The sequence below is a fragment of the Nostoc sp. 'Peltigera membranacea cyanobiont' 210A genome (assembly GCF_002246015.1).
Classification (GTDB): Bacteria; Cyanobacteriota; Cyanobacteriia; order Cyanobacteriales; family Nostocaceae; genus Nostoc.
Map to the genome: position 1 here is coordinate 192795 of NZ_NOLJ01000007.1, position 19279 is coordinate 212073.

At 42.3% G+C, this 19279-nt stretch carries 13 protein-coding genes, 1 pseudogene and 1 riboswitch; of the genes and pseudogenes, 6 read left to right on the top strand and 8 right to left on the bottom strand.

Annotation, left to right across the window (positions count from 1 at the left end; translation table 11 throughout):
- Nucleotides 1–30: 30 nt before the first annotated feature.
- Entirely contained in the window at nt 31–639 is a 609-nt protein-coding gene (locus tag CDG76_RS22925; protein WP_094351227.1) for an rRNA large subunit pseudouridine synthase E, read from the bottom strand.
- 275 nt (nt 640–914) lie between these two features.
- Here CDG76_RS22925 and CDG76_RS22930 point away from each other — a divergent pair, with 275 nt between their 5' ends.
- The 3 genes from CDG76_RS22930 to thiC all read left to right on the top strand — a co-directional run bounded on the left by CDG76_RS22930 (nt 915) and on the right by thiC (nt 4534).
- Nucleotides 915–1787, top strand: a complete 873-nt coding sequence (locus CDG76_RS22930; protein ID WP_094351228.1) for a phosphodiester glycosidase family protein — start codon at nt 915–917, stop codon at nt 1785–1787.
- 198 nt (nt 1788–1985) lie between these two features.
- The gene (locus CDG76_RS22935; RefSeq protein WP_094351229.1) at nt 1986–2978 is read left to right on the top strand and encodes a 2-hydroxyacid dehydrogenase; all 993 of its coding nucleotides are present in this window, start codon (nt 1986–1988) and stop codon (nt 2976–2978) included.
- Nucleotides 2979–3055: 77 nt separating this feature from the next.
- Nucleotides 3056–3152: riboswitch (TPP riboswitch) on the top strand.
- Nucleotides 3153–3160: 8 nt separating this feature from the next.
- Nucleotides 3161–4534: a phosphomethylpyrimidine synthase gene (thiC, locus tag CDG76_RS22940; protein ID WP_094351230.1), complete on the top strand. Its 1374-nt coding sequence runs from the start codon at nt 3161–3163 to the stop codon at nt 4532–4534.
- A 903-nt stretch (nt 4535–5437) separates the two neighbouring features.
- Here the strand turns inward: thiC and CDG76_RS22950 are convergent.
- Complete coding sequence (locus tag CDG76_RS22950; protein WP_094351231.1) at nt 5438–7426, bottom strand: S8 family serine peptidase; 1989 nt, start codon at nt 7424–7426, stop codon at nt 5438–5440.
- Nucleotides 7427–7752: 326 nt separating this feature from the next.
- On the opposite strand from CDG76_RS22950, the gene CDG76_RS22955 reads away from it, so the two are divergent.
- Nucleotides 7753–8316, top strand: coding sequence for a hypothetical protein (locus CDG76_RS22955; protein WP_094351232.1), 564 nt, complete (start codon nt 7753–7755; stop codon nt 8314–8316).
- A 94-nt stretch (nt 8317–8410) separates the two neighbouring features.
- Nucleotides 8411–9294, top strand: a pseudogene (locus CDG76_RS22960) (DUF4351 domain-containing protein).
- 303 nt (nt 9295–9597) lie between these two features.
- On the opposite strand, the gene CDG76_RS22965 reads toward CDG76_RS22960, so the two are convergent.
- Genes CDG76_RS22965 through CDG76_RS22980 form a run of 4 tightly spaced genes read right to left on the bottom strand, consistent with a single transcriptional unit; the run spans nt 9598 to nt 14620 of the window.
- A complete protein-coding gene (locus CDG76_RS22965) occupies nt 9598–10854 on the bottom strand; it encodes a hypothetical protein (protein WP_094351233.1) in 1257 nt (418 codons plus the stop codon).
- Between the two features lie 15 nt (nt 10855–10869).
- Entirely contained in the window at nt 10870–12087 is a 1218-nt protein-coding gene (locus CDG76_RS22970) for a diaminopimelate decarboxylase family protein (RefSeq protein WP_094351234.1), read from the bottom strand.
- A gap of 32 nt (nt 12088–12119) precedes the next feature.
- Nucleotides 12120–13991, bottom strand: a complete 1872-nt coding sequence (locus CDG76_RS22975; RefSeq protein WP_094351235.1) for an asparagine synthetase B family protein — start codon at nt 13989–13991, stop codon at nt 12120–12122.
- A 5-nt stretch (nt 13992–13996) separates the two neighbouring features.
- Nucleotides 13997–14620 carry a DUF3859 domain-containing protein gene (locus CDG76_RS22980; RefSeq protein ID WP_094351236.1) on the bottom strand — a complete coding sequence of 208 codons (624 nt, stop codon included), beginning with the start codon at nt 14618–14620 and terminating at the stop codon, nt 13997–13999.
- Nucleotides 14621–14820: 200 nt separating this feature from the next.
- Between CDG76_RS22980 and CDG76_RS22985 the strand changes: the two genes are divergently transcribed.
- On the top strand, nt 14821–15852 hold the full coding sequence (locus CDG76_RS22985; RefSeq protein WP_094351493.1) for a VOC family protein: 1032 nt from the start codon (nt 14821–14823) through the stop codon (nt 15850–15852).
- A gap of 307 nt (nt 15853–16159) precedes the next feature.
- Here CDG76_RS22985 and CDG76_RS22990 read toward each other — a convergent pair whose 3' ends face one another.
- Both CDG76_RS22990 and CDG76_RS22995 read right to left on the bottom strand, forming a co-directional pair.
- Nucleotides 16160–16414 (bottom strand): DUF7219 family protein, encoded by a 255-nt coding sequence (locus CDG76_RS22990; protein ID WP_094351237.1) that lies wholly within the window; start codon nt 16412–16414, stop codon nt 16160–16162.
- A 660-nt stretch (nt 16415–17074) separates the two neighbouring features.
- The gene (locus CDG76_RS22995) at nt 17075–18895 is read right to left on the bottom strand and encodes a ShlB/FhaC/HecB family hemolysin secretion/activation protein (protein WP_094351238.1); all 1821 of its coding nucleotides are present in this window, start codon (nt 18893–18895) and stop codon (nt 17075–17077) included.
- Nucleotides 18896–19279: the final 384 nt, after the last annotated feature.

Below are 19279 nucleotides of genomic sequence, written 5' to 3' on the forward strand. Positions count from 1 at the left end.
GAGTCTTTGGAATTATTAGCAATATTCCTATTATGGGGCGGCTTTTGGGGTAAAACTTTTCGATTTACTAAAATTATGGAGTTCAGAAGCGGTGAGATCGCGCCATTGACCCAATTGTAGGTCATCTAATTGTAGGTGAGCGATGCTGACCCTGACCAGTCGCAAAGTCGGAAACCCGACAGCCGCAGTCATGCGCCGAACTTGGCGGTTTTTTCCCTCTGTCAAAGTTATTTCCAGCCAAGCTGTCGGTACATTTTTGCGAAATCTAATCGGTGGGGTGCGTTCAGGTAGCTGTGGTTCTTCTGGTAAGAGCTTAACTTCTGCTGGTTGAGTGCGGTAATCTTGAATTTCCACACCTGTTTGCAACCTTTTGATAGCTTCTGCATCTGGAATTCGCTCTACCTGTACCCAGTAAGTACGTTTATGACCAAAACGCGGATGGGCAAGGCGATGTTGTAATTGTCCATCATTGGTTAACAACAGTAATCCTTCACTATCCCAGTCTAAGCGCCCCACAGGATACACATCAGACACATCAATATAATCTTTTAGGGTGCTATGTGTAGGGGCATCTTTTGTAAACTGGCTGAGAACGCCGTATGGTTTGTAAAAAATAATATATCGGTAATGATTTGTCATTTGTCATTTGTCATTTGTCATTGGTCATTTGTCATTTGTCATTTGTCATTGGTCATTTGTCATTTGTCATTTGTCATTGGTCATTAGTCATTAGGTATAAGAGGAAAAGGTGCAGAGGAGAAAAACTTACTGCAACTTCTCCTCTGCTCCCCTGCTCCCCTGCTCCTCGGTCACTCCTCGGTCACTGAGCGTAGCCGAAGTGCCCCCATCACACTGGGCAAAATTATCCAAAGATTTGGGCATCCTAATAAAAACAATATAGTGAAGAGTTGCTTATGCCAAGTTCTAAAATTTGCCGACGGTCTTTCTTGTTTTTAGGAGGTGCTGTCTTGGCACAAGGATTAACATTGGCACTCCCCGCAGCCGCTCAAACTGTACAAGTTAAGAGGGGTAAGGTAAATGGTTTCTCTTTTTATCAAACTATTATTGACCTCACTGACCCCAAAACCTTCATTACTATTGGTTTAGCGAATAATGCAACTTTGGCTAATACTAATCAAAAAACTAGTGGTGATGAAGAATTTAATAACCTAGTGGCTCGTCATCGCGCCGCTGTCGTTGCTAATGGTACATTTTTTGCCAAGAATGCCCAGAAAACAGTGATGGGTAACATGGTAGCAGCAGGAAGATTCATCAAATATAGCCAGTGGGAAAATTATGGCACTACTTTGGGGTTGCGAGTTGGCAATAAACCGGAAATGGTGACAGCACGGGTTGATGGTAAACCGGAATGGAATCAACATTGGTTGTCTATTACCTGCGGGCCTCGACTGTTGAGACAGGGACAAATTTGGCTGAAGCCGGATGTTGAAGGATTTAAAGATCCTGGTGTTTTAGGTACTGGCGCCCGAACTGCGATCGGGTTTCCTGCTGATGGTAAAAAGCTATTTTTGATCAATTTTGATAGTGGATTAACTTTACAGCAAGAAGCGCAAGCAATGAAAGCAATCGGCTGTCACGAAGCGATGAATTTAGATGGTGGTGCATCGAAAGCTTTTGCTGCTAACGGTAAAATTTTAGTCCCCGCCGGACGCCCACTAACTAATGTGATTGTTGTTTATGATGCTAAGAATCCTGCTCCTGCTGCTTTACAACAATCATGGAGCAGATTTCAAAAAGGCGATCGCCCCATCATACCTGGTCGTTAAAAGCTTTTAATTGAGAGTACTGGATTGCGTAGGCGTAGCCCGTCGTAGACATCGCTTCTTTAACTTATCCTGCCAGAGTACCGATTAAAAAATATTCAAAAATGCCGCAGCTACGCTCGTTGTAGACATCGCTTTTCTAAACGTCAAGGTATTATGTACTCGAACACCGTGCAGCATACATAAAATCTGAGGTTTTGCATGAAAGTAGCAGTTTTCAGTACAAAAGCCTACGATCGGCAGTTTTTGTCAGCTGCAAATTCTCCCATCCAACACGAGTTAGTATTTTTTGAACCCCGTTTAAATCGGGATACGGCTATCCTTGCTGCCGAATTTCCAGCGGTTTGCGTATTTGTCCACGATCAGGTTGATGCCACAACTTTAGAACTTCTCGCCTCACGGGGAACTCGTCTGATTGTCCTTCGCTGTGCAGGGTTTAACAATGTAGACTTACAAGCCGCAGCAGACTTAGGAATTACCGTTGTGCGTGTTCCCGCCTATTCACCTTATGGGGTGGCAGAACACGCTGTAGGATTGATTTTAAGCCTAAATCGCAAAATTCATCGTGCCTACAACCGTGTTCGAGAAGGCAATTTTTCTTTAGATGGACTGTTGGGATTTAATTTGCATGAGCGCACAGTCGGCATTGTTGGCACCGGCAAAATCGGTCTGATTTTAGGACAGATTATGAAGGGATTTGGCTGTAACCTACTCGCCTATGACGTTTATCGCAATCCCGAATTGGAGGCGCTAGGTGGAAAGTATGTAGAACTACCTGAGCTATTTGCCAATTCCGATATTATCTCCCTGCATTGCCCCCTGACTCCTGAAACCCATCACTTAATTAACACTGAGGCTATAGAACAGATTAAGCCAGGTGTGATGCTAATTAATACTAGCCGAGGAGCGCTGATTGATACCCAAGCTGTGATTGAGGGATTGAAATCTGGTAAAATTGGCTATCTTGGTGTAGATGTCTACGAACAAGAATCGGAATTGTTCTTTGAGGATTTGTCTGGCGAAATTATTCAAGATGATATTTTTCAGCGTCTGACAACATTCCCCAATGTACTTATCACCGGACATCAAGCCTTTTTTACAGCAGAAGCTCTCTACAATATTGCAGAAACAACCTTTGCTAATATTACCGATATTGAACAGGGTCGTCCTTGTGCAAATGAAATTCGCGCCTAAACCCTAAAATCCAAAATTGTTTTACCTCATAAATTGTTAACACCTTTGCTCCCAGATATAACCAAGGTGCTACACTACATCCATGCTAGGGGTGCCTACATAACGAGGCTGAGATCAAACCCTTAACACCTGAGTCTGGGTAATACCAGCGGAGGGAAGCTGTTTATTGAGGAATATACAATATGCGGACTGAATGGGTTGCTAAACGACGTGGGCAGGTTAATGTATCTCAAATGCACTACGCCCGCCAAGGTGTTATCACCGAAGAAATGCACTACGTCGCCCAACGGGAAAATCTCCCGGCCGATCTCATTCGTGAGGAAGTAGCACGGGGACGAATGATTATCCCCGCGAATATTAATCACACTAATTTAGAGCCGATGGCTATTGGCATCGCCTCTAAATGTAAGGTAAATGCTAATATCGGCGCTTCCCCTAATTCTTCTAATCTTCAAGAAGAAGTTGATAAGCTGAATCTGGCGGTGAAGTATGGTGCTGATACCGTGATGGATTTATCCACAGGCGGCGGTAATTTGGATGAAATTCGCACCGCAATCATCAAGGCTTCACCTGTTCCCATTGGTACAGTGCCGGTTTACCAAGCTTTAGAAAGCGTCCACGGCACAATTGAGAACCTAACTGCTGATGATTTTCTCCATATCATCGAAAAGCACGCCCAGCAAGGAGTAGACTATCAAACTATCCACGCAGGGATTTTGCTTGAGCATTTGCCTTTGGTGAGAAATCGGCTCACTGGTATTGTCTCTCGCGGCGGCGGGATTTTGGCGCGGTGGATGCTACATCACCACAAACAAAACCCGCTTTATACCCACTTTCAAGATATTATTGAGATTTTCAAAAAGTACGATGTCTCCTTCAGTTTAGGAGATTCCCTGCGTCCTGGCTGCACTCATGATGCCTCAGATGAAGCACAATTAGCTGAATTGAAAACCCTCGGACAGCTAACTCGCAAAGCCTGGGAAGATGATATACAGGTGATGGTGGAAGGGCCTGGACACGTGCCAATGGATCAAATTGAGTTCAACGTCCGTAAGCAGATGGAAGAGTGTTCTGAAGCACCTTTCTATGTGTTGGGGCCATTGGTGACAGACATTGCTCCCGGTTATGACCACATCACTTCAGCGATTGGAGCCGCGATGGCTGGATGGTACGGTACTGCAATGCTGTGCTATGTAACACCTAAAGAACATTTGGGTCTACCAGATGCCGAAGATGTCAGAAATGGGTTGATTGCCTATAAAATAGCGGCTCATGCGGCTGATATTGCCAGACATCGCCCTGGTGCAAGAGATAGAGATGATGAACTTTCTAAGGCGCGTTACAACTTCGATTGGAACCGTCAGTTTGAATTATCACTCGATCCCGAAAGAGCTAAGGAATATCACGATGAAACTTTGCCAGCAGATATCTATAAAACTGCTGAGTTTTGTTCGATGTGTGGGCCGAAGTTCTGTCCAATGCAAACTAAAGTTGATGCTGATGCGCTGACAGAGTTAGAGAAATTCTTGGCGAAAGAGGCTGTGACTCAAAGTTAACAGATTAGACCTCTTGCAAAAGTCAAAAAACCGCTGTAACTGGTGTCAACTATAAGTTAAAACTCTTTTAAAACCTTGTTCCCAGTCGGAGACTGGGAATGAGACAAAATGGTTTTGCTTCACGTGAAAGTGGAAGCTGCTACAGGCTGCGCGTAACACGGAAACGTTAAAGCGGAAGTTCCTACAGGCTGCGCAAAACACGGAAACGTTAAAGCGGAAGCTGCTACAGGCTGCGCGTAACACGGAAACGTTAAAGCGGAAGTTCTTACAGGGAAGGCGGAAGCTGCTACAGGCTGCGCATAACACGGAAACGTCAAAGCGGAAGTTCTTACAGGGAAGAATATTTTGATTTTTGCTCAGTAATATGTGGTTATTTAACAGAGCATTAAAAATACCCCACCTTAACCCTCCCCGTATGTATTGGGGAGGGAACTAAATTTCTTGTTTCCCCCCTTTATAAGGGCAGGGCTGTTTCATATCATGTCCGAATAAATAGTTATGATTCCCACAGTCATTGCACCCCACCCCCAACCCCTCCCCGCAAGCGGGGAGGGGAGAGAAAGCGTAGCTTTGGCGGGGTGGGGTTCTTCGGGTTTAATAAGTAATCAAGCGGACATGATATCATTCCCCAAAGAGCTTTAAAAATCAAGGGTTCTAGCAATTAAAAATTGGTTATTTTGTTACCAGCGTGCAGAGAAAATGAACTATTTTACTGATATCTCAGTGATTAAATGTTCATTTCATGACTAGCATTACTTACAATTTTCTCGCTAACCATCTTGACAAATCCTGTTTGAAATGGAATGAAACAGCCCTGCCTTTATAAGGGGGGTAATATCAAGTCTGGCTAATTAGTTATGATTCCCGAATCTATGCAGAAACCCAAAAACCCTTCGCTCCTACTTAAAATCCGATTTCAATAGTCAAACTGCGAATCTTTCCTGTATCTCCTTCAGCTTTATCTGCAACTTCCAGAGTCCAGGTTCCTTGGGGACTTTTACCTTTAAAGGCAGCAAGTTTAGGGGTGTTTACCTCGTCATAAGTTGTTTTAATATTATCTGTAGCTCCGCCTTGGCGATCGTGCAGAACTATGGGAAGTATACCTGTTTGCACTGGGGGAAGGAGAGTAACTATAAGATCCCCAATATACGTATGCTCGATATCTACATTAACTTTGATGGATTTGAGGAGGGTGGTATTAGCGATCGCCAACGATAATGTTGATGTTTGCAAGTCGTTAATTGGGATGTCTTGCACTGCCTGGAAAATACTAATGGGCGATGTTTGCGCGGGCTTGGCTAATTCTACAGCTTTCAGAGCATTAATTCGACCGTAACCGTAAAAGGGGCTGCGACCATTGGCATCATATTTACCTCCGGCTGAATCAATGCGATCGCAGGAGCGTTTAAAAATATCTCGCACTTCATCCCAACGCAGATTTGGGTTTCTGGCAAGAATCAAGGCTGCTACACCTGCTGCACCTGGACAAGCACTAGAAGTTCCGCCAAATTCGTTCGTATAGTTGCCTAAAGCTTCACCCAGATTTCGATTACCCGAATTATAACCGAGTACACCAGAGCGATCGGTTGTCCAAATTCCAGTGGTTTGAGAAATATCACCATTGTTGCTGGGGAAGGCACACCAAACCGCCTGACCAAAATCACTGTAAGCGCTTCTTGTGCCGTAGTCGTTACAGGCTGCCACTGCAATCACCTTTTGATAGCTGGCATAGCCGTCATTATCGACGCTTTCGTTACCATTGCCAGCTGCGAATAAAATTACACAGCCCTTGCCATTGCGCCCTTTATTGATTGCAAAATCTATAGCAAGTCGTGTGGAATCAGGCAAAGGTACTTTTTGCTTGTGTGCAGGATCGTCTGGCTCAAACCAAGTACCGTCTGCTGGTCCCCAGCTACAAGAAATAACATCAGCACCATTTTGAGCTGCCCAAACAAAAGCATCTGCTTCATCCTGCGATCCCAGCGCCGAAGCTAAACGAATCGGCATGAGCTTTGCACCCGGTGCTACACCAGATGCCCCAAAGTTACCGTTTGCACACGCTACTCCTGCACAGGATGTACCGTGGTTATTATCATTTCCCGGTCTGGGATTGTTCGTTTTACGTGTGACATCACGCGGGGCAACAATCTTGCCAGAGGAACGGAACTCTTCATGATCGAGATCCACACCATCATCGATAATTGCAATAATTGTCCCAGTGCCATTGCTCAACTTCCAAGCGGCTTCAACGTTGGCATGGGCGTTAATTGTCTTACCATTAATTGTTGTTTGCTTTAAGTGCCACTGCTGCGGGAAAACCTGACGTTGGCGTGACTCACGCGCTAGTTCAGGATGACACAGTTCAACTGATTCCTCATTTAGAAGTCTTTCGGCAATGTCAAAGACGGCTATACCGGTATTTGCAGGGGCACTGACAAAGTAAGCATTTCGTGCATATTCAAGTTGGCGTTTAATTGTTAAGTTGTAACGTCTTAAAACCTCTTGGCAGACACCTGACTCTTGTTCACTATCAAATTTAACAAAAAGGTTTTCAGTGTAGACTACAGGTTGCTGGGATACTGGATCGATGAGGACACGTCCGGCAAATTGGACTTCAGACTCTCTGTTGAGAATTTCACGGGCATAATCGCGCAAAGCGGCCCCCTGATTTGGAACTTTAGCTTGCAGAATTTCTACACCCGCTTGCCGAAACCGTGTTTTTAACTCAAATTGATTGAGGATGCTACGAGCTGTAGGTGACACAGGTGCGACTTCAAAGGATCTTGCACCCACAAGAGTGCTGCGGCTTTCGGTACGCACTACAACGTGTTCCTTACTGATAGCAAATTCATACTTTTGGCCGTTCTGTCCACCATAACTAACCTGAACCATTTTTTAATCTCCTAAATGTTTTGAAAATTGGGAATTGGGAAAACCGTATTATGCCTTACTTTTAAAGCTTGCGGCCCGCATCGTAGGCTTACCTTTAGTTTATGGATGCTTTTTAGTTCATGTGTTATATGTGTATTACGATACAAAATTTAATCTATCTAAGTTCATATAAACCTTCGATTCATCTTTCCAGAAAAGAGGGGATTCAAAATCAGGTTGCTTTAAGAATCTTCACTATCTGTAGGGGCGTATAACTGTGCATCACGATGAAAAAAATGTATTTCGTACCACTGAAAACGCTATAACATCATTAGAACTTGAGAAAGATGTTTTATTTTCCGGCTGAGTATTTTTTACAGGCGTATTCTTTACCCCTGATTGTTGAAGTGAGATTTCAAAAAGACTACTTTTCTGAGTATCCTGAACAAATTCGCGTTAGTGGCGATGTAAGCCTACGCACTGCTGTATCTTACACTCGTAAACCTGGGTACTATGCAGTACATTACAATCAACCCAGCACTGTGGCAATAGGGGCAATTTTACGACTTAACGACGGTGCGATCGCAGTTTTTTCAGGCGAACCCAATCAATCAGAACAGGGTATATTGAGTCCGGTTTATACACTAGAATCCAATGCTTCCTTAGCAGTACCAACTGGACTGGTTTTTATCCGCTTTGCTGAAAGCGTTGATGTGGAGTCGCAACGCGAGGTAATTAATCGAGCAGGTTATGAAGTTGCACAAAGGCTTGCTTATGCGCCCCATACCGCTTGGTTGCGTGCCAAATCAGGTAGGATTGTTGATGCGATCGCTAGTATTTCTCAGTTAGAAGCGATCGCTAATGTTGAGAATGTCGAACCTCAAATGCTGATGGAAAGAAGTTTAAGATAAATTACAAATTATACATATTAGAGATATTCTTACTTCTAAGTTGACGGTAATATAAGTACCATACTTCACTATTGCCTAAATCTTTTTTGGCTGAATGACTAGATTTATCCATGATCAATTTGCAAAAGATTATTTGGAAGAATTATTAAAACCTTATGGAGAAGTGCAAGGTTCTAGCCGTGTGGCGGGAGAAGTTCGAGAAATCGATGTTTTATTTTCTCCTTTAACAAAACAAAGCACTAATTTAGAAACACTACTATTATTAGGAAGATTTGCCGCTACACAGCCATTGTTTAACCTTTCCGTAACGCTGCATCAAAAGAAGAAATTTGTGATTGTCTGTTAAAATTATTAGAAGTAACGGGTGGATTACAACGTCAAGCAAATCGCAATAAAACTTCCATTCCAGAATTAGAACTTCCCAAATTATGGATACTCACCCCAACAGCATCTACAACACTGCTGTCAGGATTCGGTGCTACTCAAAAAGTAGATTGGCTACCTGGAGTACATTTTATCGCAGAGTATTTGCGGACTGCGATCGTTGCGATTCACCAGTTACCGCGCACCCAAGAAACTCTGTGGTTAAGAATTCTCGGTCGAGGAACAGTACAAAAACAAGCAATAGATGAATTAGAAGCACTATCATCAAATCATCCATTTCGCAGAGCAACGCTAGAATTACTTTATAACTTGCGGCAAAACTTGCAAGTTAATCAAAATTCAGAAGAAGACGATCGGGAGTTAATTATGCGATTACAACCACTTTATCAACAAGATCGAGAGCAAGCTGTACAACAAGGCGAACAACGTTTAATTATACGTCAACTAAATCGCCGTTTTGGTGAGATTGATTCATCTACTATTGAGCGAGTTCAAGGATTATCTATTGAACAATTGGAGGCGTTAGGAGAGGCTTTGTTAGATTTTTCAGCTATTTCTGATTTAGAAGCTTGGTTAAACCAACAAATTGAATAAATCTAATCTGGAGATCAATTAAATAAATTTTATCTTAGACTGCACTTTATTCATGTAGGAGCAAGTCATGAATCATTGGTGTCAACTTAAGCTGAAAACTATATTGGACAGGCGTTTTGCAAATCTCTCACGCCCTCATCCCCTAACCCCTTCTCCCTTGGGAGAAGGGGAATTGAATGTCTAGCTCCCCTCTCACGGATGGGAGAGGGGCTGGGGGTGAGGGCAAAACGTTGTCACCAAGCGGGTTTAGCGTTAAGTTGACACCAATGGTCATGAATTGCCCCTACAATTGAAATGAGAATACTAACCAAAACTTTCAACAACGTACATATCATTTCCTGTATTGCCGACTAAAAGCAAGCTACTGTCATCACTTTCTAAAGTTTGGCTGCCAGCAATACCCTTTTGCAGAACTTTAATTATTCTTTGGGGAGTGAAAGATTCTAATTCCACAAACTTTCCCGATTCTAACCATGCTAATTCTTCAGCAGATAAACTTTGACGGATTTCTTCAGGTAATTGTTTAGCTGCTTGCGCCGACTCTGGGGAGGATTGAATGAACATTCCGCGCTTAGTGGCGATAATTTGACGTGGCGTTAGTCCAATATCAATAATCGCAATCTCGTTATTGAGAAACCAATTAGCATTGGTTTTCAAATTATGAACTAAACCAATTCCTCGTGGATTGCAATCATGTATTGCATAGACTTTCAAATCGGGATTGCGGCGCAGCATTTGCATTGTGGTGTCAAAAATGCTTTGGGGATATCCAGTAATGCTGAGAATTGCACAGTTATTTTCAAAGTGAAAATTATTAGCAATTAATAGTTGGGCAATACTAGCAGTATCACAAACGACTAATCTATCAAAACTGTAAGCGGTTACATCAGGATTAATCGTGGCTGCTGTATTTTCCTGCTTTGGTGAGGGAAGAATTTTGAGAATGGAACCATTTATTTGCTGCCAGCGATTTAGCCAATCGTTAATCTGAGATTCAGAAATTAAAAAATCTTGTGTTAATAATTGAATTCGCCCTAGCTGTCGAGTTCCTAAATATATAGGTAGCATTCCCATAAGCACAATAATGACAAAGAGGGTAAATGACTTTAAAGCCAGAATTCCTATGGAAAGGATAATTACTCCTATAATTTGTAAATTCCTCGCATTCTGTTTGCGACTTACAAGATTGAGTTTAGTTGATTTGCTACTTGCATAAAAGAAATTAATAAATGCAAGATTTACTATTATCGGTATAAAAATCGTTAGTGATGTAACGAAATTAATAAATAAAAAAGGAAGTAACCAGCCAAATCGTGAAATTGACTTTGAGGTTTTTCTTAGACGATTATCTAAAAAATAAAGCAGTTGCTTGGGTGTAAAAAATAAGGTGTTATTTGCAGAAATGTCAGCGATCGCCTTTGCAAAAAAAGGATCAGTAATCTGAATATTACTCATACTAGTCGGTTCAAAGGCAAAGGGATGATTGCATTTTATACACCGACCTTGATTAGCTGTCCGATCTTTTAGTTTATTGTCAGTTCCGCAGTTAATACATTTCATAATGGTTGTTGGATATTAATTATCTAGCACCTGATTTGTTAGTAAAACACTGTAGTCTTCCCGCCGACGAATCAAGCGATGTTTGTCATTTTCTAGCAAGACTTCCGCAGGTTTAGGGCGGTGTAAAAAGTGAGACGACATCGCATAACCATAAGCACCGACATCTAGAATGGCAACGATATCACCAATTTCTAGCGCTGGGAGTTGGCAATTTTTCCCCAGATAATCTCGTGAATATGTGGTGTTCCCACAAATATCAGTTGTGAATGGATTGTCTGCTTGTTTCCAAGTAATAATTTCTCGGTAGCCGCCGTGTACTGAGGGTACTGAAAGATTAGCAACGGTGGTATCAACTCCAACAATCTGTTTTTCTCCTTGCCATTTTACAGAAACAACTTGAGCAAGCAAAGTTGCACATTCTGCGATCGCACTTCGTCCCGGTTCAATCACCAAATCAATTTTCCGTCCTAAATGAGTAATTCTCTCGGTTAATTCAGCCCCAAATATTTCCCAGTCAAAGGCTGTTTTGTTGTGGTGATAAGGATAGCCAAAGCCACCACCAAAATCTAAATATTCCCAATCTGGTAACTTTTGTGCAATAGCGATTACCGTATCGATCGCTTGGGTAAAAGCTGCTGTGGCGTTAGTTCCCGTCCCTCGATAGAAGTGTAAACCACTCAGCTTTAATCCCACCTCATCAGTTAAAGCGATCGCATCACCAAATTCCTCTGGACGTACACCAATGCGGCTATCTCCAGTAATTTCCGGCAAATTGAGGCGTAAACCTAGCCGAATCGATTTCTCTCTGTGTTTGGGCAAAACTTCGCAGCACAACTGTAATTGAGCGAGGCTATCAAAATTGAGAGTTGTAACTCCCCAATTCAAAACTTGTAGCATCTCAGCCTGATTCAAATTACTGCCGCTATAAACAATCTCACTAGGATCGAAACCAGCTTGCAATCCTAAATAAATATCTCCTGGCGTATTGGCGTGAAGTCCCCATCCAAATGAACGAAAAATTTTTAACAGTGCAATGTTGCCATTAGTAACACTGGCAAAGCGAAATTGCGTGCGCGGATAACTGACTGCTTTGCTAATCCGCTCAATAGTTTCGCGCAAGCGATCGCCATTATAAACATAAAGCGGAGAACCGTAGTTATTCAGTAACTCCTGAGCAACTTCCTTGGAGAATAAGGGATTAAGACGATTTTGACTTAAATTATTTGATACCATTTACCAAAAACACTGATACAGTAAATTACGAATTACGAATTACGAATTATTTTGTAATTTCTCCATAGCCAACGATGTAACCAAAAGGGATGATCCCAAGATTGTTTACTTTGTTTTTCATTTAAAACGTGCGATCGCCAAAGTTGCCACATAATTAGTAACCAGAGTGTTTCACCAATCCGACGGCCTTGAATAGCTGCTCCGAGATTGCCTTCAACGATTTGTGCTGCGATGTGAGGATAAAAGTGATTGTGAGCGCGAAGTCTTTCTGGATTGAGCCAAATGCCGAGTTGATGCCAAAAATCATTTAAACACCAAGAAGTTAAAGGAACCCCCATACCACGTTTTTGTCGCCAGACAATTTCCGGCGGAAGCCAATTTTCTACAGCCCGTTTGAGGATATATTTTTCACAAGCACCTTGCAAACAGAGTTCTCCAGATAGGCGGAATGTCCATTCAGCTAAAGGTAAATCACAAAAAGGCGATCGCACCCATAATCTATGAGCAAACCCCAATGCAGTCGCACGGGGATGGATATTCTGCGCCCCTTTGAGCATCAAACTAGCACGGCGGAGGCGATGCAGCAAAGATGGGCATTCATTGCGATCTAAAGCCGCCAACAGCCAATCTTCAGGATGCAAATTTTGGATCTGTGCATAAACCTCCGGCTGATAAACTTGAGATTCATATCCCCCAAGACGGTGAAAGGTGCGGAGATATTGCTGGATAAAAGTTTCCTGTCCGGCGGGATTTTCTGCTTGATAAACACCTGCGGCAATTAAAGGTTTATTCGTCCAACCGGCAAACAATTGATCTCCACCTTCACCATTAAAAATTACCTGAGTTTCCTGACTAGCCCTCTGAGATAAGAGATACAACGGCACACACACACCATCTCCAAAGGGCAAATCTAATGCTTGCACAGTCGGAATTAAGGCATTCTTGATCGAACTTGGGGTTACTGCAACTTTAATTAGCGGAATTTTGAGAAACTCGGCGACTTGTTCAGCATAGCGATATTCTGGAATACCTGCGTCACCAAAATCTAAAGTGTAGGCGCGGACTTTCACCCCTGCTTGTACTAGCAGCGCCGCCACCACTGAAGAATCGAGTCCGCCAGAGAGAAACACCCCGACAGGCTCATCCTTTAAATCTGCAATTTGTCGCTCAATCGAGTTTTTAAGGAGAGTTTGCAATTCAGTAATTGCTGTAGCTTCATCTGTTAACTGTTCTGGCGCTTCCCGCCACGTGTGGATTTTTTTAGATTCAGGTGTTTGCAGAATACCTGATTGACAATCGCTCTGCCAAACTAATTCAGTTCCCGCCGTCACTGCAAACACTTCTTTAATAGGAGTTAAGGGTGTAGGAACGTAAGAAAAACAGCTATAGCCATATAACCCAGGAATGCTAACTTCTGACTGTTGCAAAATCGGTAAAAGTAATTGCAGTTGGGATGCAAACCAAATTATTTGTCCTTGCACAGTCCAATACAAAGGAACTCTTCCGAAAGGTTCTCTTCCCAAAATTAGGCAGTTGTTTTCTTGGAGACTTACCCAAGCATCGGGTGAACTAAATAATCCTGATGCTGAAGTAGCAGCAATTTGATTTTTAGAACTTACACAGAAGAGATCCCCCAACCCCCTTAAAAAGGGGGCTTTCAAGGTTCCCCCCTTTTTAAGGGGGGCTAGGGGGGATCTAGATTTCAGGTGTTCAGCGTGTAAGTCCTGATTTTGTTGACTTCTGGAATTTCCATCGATTTCTATATAAACAACATTCCAGATGGGAAAAGGCTTTGAATTTTCCCTTTTAGGGGCGAGGTTTTTCACAACACTAGTTAACAGCGCTTCCAACTCCTGTTGAGCGCCGTAACCCCAATAGCCAAGAAAGTGATGCGGGATACCCATCTGGACTATTTAACTTCAAAGGTTGCATCGCTAATCTGCCGACCTTCTAGGAACATCTGCACCTGCCAATTGCCAACAGTTGCAGCCGGGTTAATAGTGTAGCGACACTGGGTATCCCAGACAGACGTATTAATCTCGCGGGTTTGATAGTTGTTTTGCTTGACAATTTGACCACTTGGGTCAATCCAATTACAAGAGAGAGCCAGTTTTTTACCCAAAGGTGCATCCTTTAAAGTGACACGATACAACACTTCTGGATTGGTTTGGCGAGAAATTGTCTTTAAGTCGCCGCCATTATCTTGTGTCAAAGTGATGCGGTCTTGTTGAGCAGAAACACGGGAAAGTGTAAAACTTTGCTGCTGCATGAAAAATATTGTAGATGCGATCGCAACCACTATAATTACCACCACTCCAGAGGTAATCCAGCGATTTCGGCGTTGCTGTACTTCCAGTGCTTGGCGGCGATTTAACTGAATCAGCGCTTCATCTAGTAACTCTGGCGGTAAATTCAACTCCTGTAAAATTTCTCTCACCTGCTGTTGGTCTAGTTCCGCTTCCCGACGCAATTGCAGACCTTCTACTTCTGTGACTATTTGTGATAATTGCTCTTGAGTCAGTCGCTGCGTCATAGCTTAACTCCTGTTGAAAAATTTGATTGCGATCGCTAAATCTCACTTTTGTAGGTACATCATAAGCTACAAAATAAAGTTGTTGCTTTTCGGATTTTTTAAGAGATACTTTTGTAAACACAGACGCGATGAATCCCGTCTCTACTTCTGACTCTTGTACAGACGCGATTCATCGCGTCTCTCCCAACTCAGCACTGATTATGACTCACGAACAACAAACCGCAATTGAAGGTATTTATGAAGTGTGTATCGGCATTCCAGAGCCAATTTCTGCAATTCACTATTGGGAGCAATTTGGCTATCGCATTGGTGAAGTGGGTGAATTAACCGCAGATGTAGCCCATCAATTATATGGGGTGAATTCGTCTTTACGCTCAATTCGCCTTTACCATCAAAATGCAGATCATGGTTTGATTCGGTTGATGGTTTGGCAAAATCCCACCAATGAAGGTTTGGGAATTGCGTCAATGAAAATTAAGGGAAATCGCTGGGCAACAAGTTTAACTGCGGATGTCTTGAGTATTTTAAATCATATAGAGGATGCAAAAGCAGCAGGTTTACCTATTAGATACTCTAGCCCTTATTGGGAAGTCATCTACAACAAAGATAGAAAAAGCCGCCCTTTTCTTGAGCCAGCAATTGGTGTCCGAGAAATGCTGCTACTACAACCCTTAGCTAGACAGGTTTTGTTTCAACGATTTGGCTATACGCTACCGCATTACGGACAAGTTAACCACAATGCGGCACTCAAGACTAGTCAGTTTACGCACATGGGGATTATTGTTCAAGATGACAGCAAAGAAACTCTGAAGTTTTATGAAGAAGTTTTGGGTTTGCTGCGTGTGCGTGATGATGTCGAAACTAGCTATGAATCTTCGCCAGCAGGTAAAGATATTTTTGACCTTAATCCTGGTGAAAAGTTTATTGTCACTACCTTTGACGATCCTCGCTCTTCTAAGTCTGACCTGATGGCTACACGTAGTGGTAGACTTTATATCGTTCGATTTCCAGAATTTATTAATTTAGAATCGCGCTTTGAAGCCGCCCAACCAGGTAGCTTGGGTATGTCTTTATATACCTATCGGGTTAAGGGAATACAGGAATATTGCGATCGCATCAAGGCGAGTACTGCACAAAAAGTTACAGACATTATTAGTAATGAATTTGGCGAAACGAGTTTCTCCTTTATCGCACCAGATGGCTATTTCTGGACTTTGCTAGAAGGTAATTAACTAGACATCTGACGAGAAAGAATGTAAATACGCAAAATTCAGTGTCTATTACTTGTTACCTGTAACTACTAGAATTAACATGACGAAAAAGAAGACTTCTTGACAAAGGACAAAAAACCGCCCTAAAATTAATTTCTGGGCTAATAACTCAAGTCGTTTGAAACTGGCTAATGATAGTAATTTTAGTCGGTTTTAACGGACTTTTACTATTAGCTAGAGACTTGAGTCTTTGGCGGCTCAAGTATTTTTGCAATAGTATTTTTGCAATGGATTTAATAAAAATTCCCAATACCTTCTTCACATTAGTTTAAACTTCTCTATTTCCGCCAATAGAGAGTTGCTTTTTGCTATGTTTCAACTCTTTCCAGAGTGACTTAATCTGCTGGTAAGCCTCTTCCTGAGACAATTTACCCCCTGTTTCTAGCCCAGTGATGTAACTAATTTTTTGAGAGAATTCTTGGAGGTTGGCATTAAACACTAAGTTCTCTGGCTGAAATTTACCATAATACCGGCTACGAGGGTAAAGAAAGCTGTTTTTGTCTTGCGAGTTAGGTTGTGTCATAAGTTTTCTTTTGTTATTCTTTCCTTCTTATATTTATAAACTAAAACTTTTCCCTCTGTGTATATACACAGAATCAAATTTAAATTCCTGAAAAAAGAAGTTAATTTTTTAGTTGAATATTAGGATAAAGCAGAAGAACAGATAATTAACTGTGGAAAATACTGAATTAAGTACATTATCTACCAAAAGGAGTAGGTCAAATGGCATATTACTTGCGGAAAACACTAAAAGGAGTAACTGAAATAGCGTTTTGCTGATTAAACTCGACTTGCTCAAATGCGGCTCAAATAATATCATGCCTGCATAATTAGTTATGATTACCATAGTCTTTAGGCACTAACAAAAAATAAATTATCCCAAATTATTTGTAGATTTATAGGAGCGTAAGGCTTTGCATACGTGTCAACTTAAGCCGAAAACTATATCAGACAGGCGTTTTGCAAATCCCTCACGCCCTCATCCCCTAACCCCTTCTCCCAAAGGAGAAGGGGAATTGAATGTCTAGCTCCCCTCTCTCTTGGGGAGAGGGGCTGGGGGTGAGGGCAAAACGTTTTCACCAAGCGGGTTTAGCGTTAAGTTGACACCAATGAAGGCCTTGCGCCCTGACGTTCGCGGAGCGTCCCGCAGGGATAGAATGTTTTTTAACTGAAAGTTCCTTAGCTAGGGTTGATAGTGAAGGCTAAAATAAAAGCCATCATCCTGAGCGTTATTACCACGATCGCTCAGATCGATAAATGGAAATCCATAATCGAGGCGCAAAAAGAGATTATCAATTCCCATTGCCTGATTCCATAATAATCCTAAGCCTGCGCCCACTAAAAAAGTTTGATTGGGTAGCGGATTGGGATTATCAGACTGATTCCAGACGGCTCCCATGTCCACAAATGGCGCAAGTTGAATTGTCGATAATCCAGATTCATTGCGCTGCACTGTAAACCGATCTTCGATCGCTACCCGAAATCCATTATCCCCAGAACGGATATTTTGGCGATATCCCCTTACCGATTGTCCGCCGCCAATCACAAATTGCTGGGAAGGTAAAAGGCTATCTGGTGTAAGCTGCAAGTCTGCTTGGATGAGCAATAGATGATCGTTACTGAGTTGCTGCACGCGCTGTATTTGACCTAGCCAACTGAAAAAGCGACCATCGGGTATGGGGTCATTATTGATAGTTGCATCTAATATATCAACGCCAAAATTAAATTGCGATCGCAAAAACCAAGCTCCTTGAGGTTCGCGCCTGATATAATCTTGACCAAATTTAATTACACTGGTGCGGCTAACGCCATTGGCATCAGGCCCAATGCCAAAGGGAGTTGCGAGGTTATCAAAAAGGAAAGTTTGACCATCTTGATAGGTAAATCCTAAAGATAAGGCAAATTCTTCTTTGGGCGATCGCATCAATGGTTGACGATAATTGATTTCATAAAGATCCTGGTTTGCCCGAATGTCAAAGGCATCAAAGGGTGGCTCAGTAATTTCGTTGCGATTAAATGCCGCTCGAATCTGCACTTTGCCGTTCATGGCGTTCACCGGAACCTGATAACTAAAATCAAAGGCATCGGAACCACCAGAGAGTGTATGGTAATAGGAGCCAGCTAACTCATCTCCCATACCGGTTAAATTGCGCGATCGCAATTCAACACCCAATCTTTCCGCCCCAATACTGGGAGGCGAATAATTATCTACACCCAAGCTACCAATTAAAGTTTTTGCCTCTTCAACTCTGACAACGAGAATACTTTGAGCAACTTTACCCGTTGGACGCAAACTCGCTTCCACATTTGTAAATAAGGGATCGAGTCGCAACAATTTCAGTTGTTCTTCGAGCTTAATAGTATTGAGAGGAATACCAGCACCTAGTTGGATGCGACTACGAATATAAGATGGGTTTAATCGCCGCGTCCCTTGGATATCAATCTCTGTCAAACGCCCTTCCAACACCCGAATTACCACAACACCATCTGCGGTACTTGATTGTTGAGTATCTGGAATTGCTCTGGAATTTATATAGCCTTTATTTAGGTAAAGCTGGGTAACGGCATCGGCGGCTTGTCTGATTTCTTCTAAAGTTAAGTCCCGTTCTTCAAACGGTTTCACTACTGGATTAAAATCATTTTCCTTAAAAACTGTGCTACCTACAACCTGAATTTTCCGAACCCGAATGCGTTGTAGTGTTTCTGGTTGTGGGTTCGGGTTAGTTGCTGGGGTAGGTTGTGTTTCCTGTACTATTTGTAACTCTGACTGACTACTATTTTGAATCGAGTCAGGTGTAAAAATATTAGCTCTAGCTCTAAGTTCATTTGCAGTTACAATCCAGACCGCAGGCAGAATTAACAAGCCACACCGAAAGCTGAAACTGTGCTTACTGCATTTAGTAGTTGCCAAACTCCGCCAAGTGTCTAACTGATGAGATAAATAGACAATTTTTTGCTGAGTCGTTGCTCTAGGCTGAACACCAGTTTCTGTTTCTTTTCTCATTTCTCTTCAGTGGAGTGCCTTATTTAACGACTGGGCTGATGGGGATTGGGGATTGGGAACTTGTACCGAGCATCTTGACTTCGCTCGATAGAGCTGGAGCCAAGGCTTGCCTTTGGCGTAGCCTCTCGTAGAGAAGTATTGGGGTTTAGGGACTAAGCGCTGGGTATCCTTGAAGACAAGTACGTGGATTCATACCGCAACCAAATCTTAAAAGAATTTTTCCCAGTCACCAGTACCCAATCCCCAGTACCCAATCCCCACGATAAGTATTTCAATATCATATTTTTGATATTCAAATTTCAAAAGATTTGTAACTAAAACTATAATTAACAGCGAATTATTCTAAGTGATAGTCCTTAGCATTATATTGTGGTAACAGGTAGA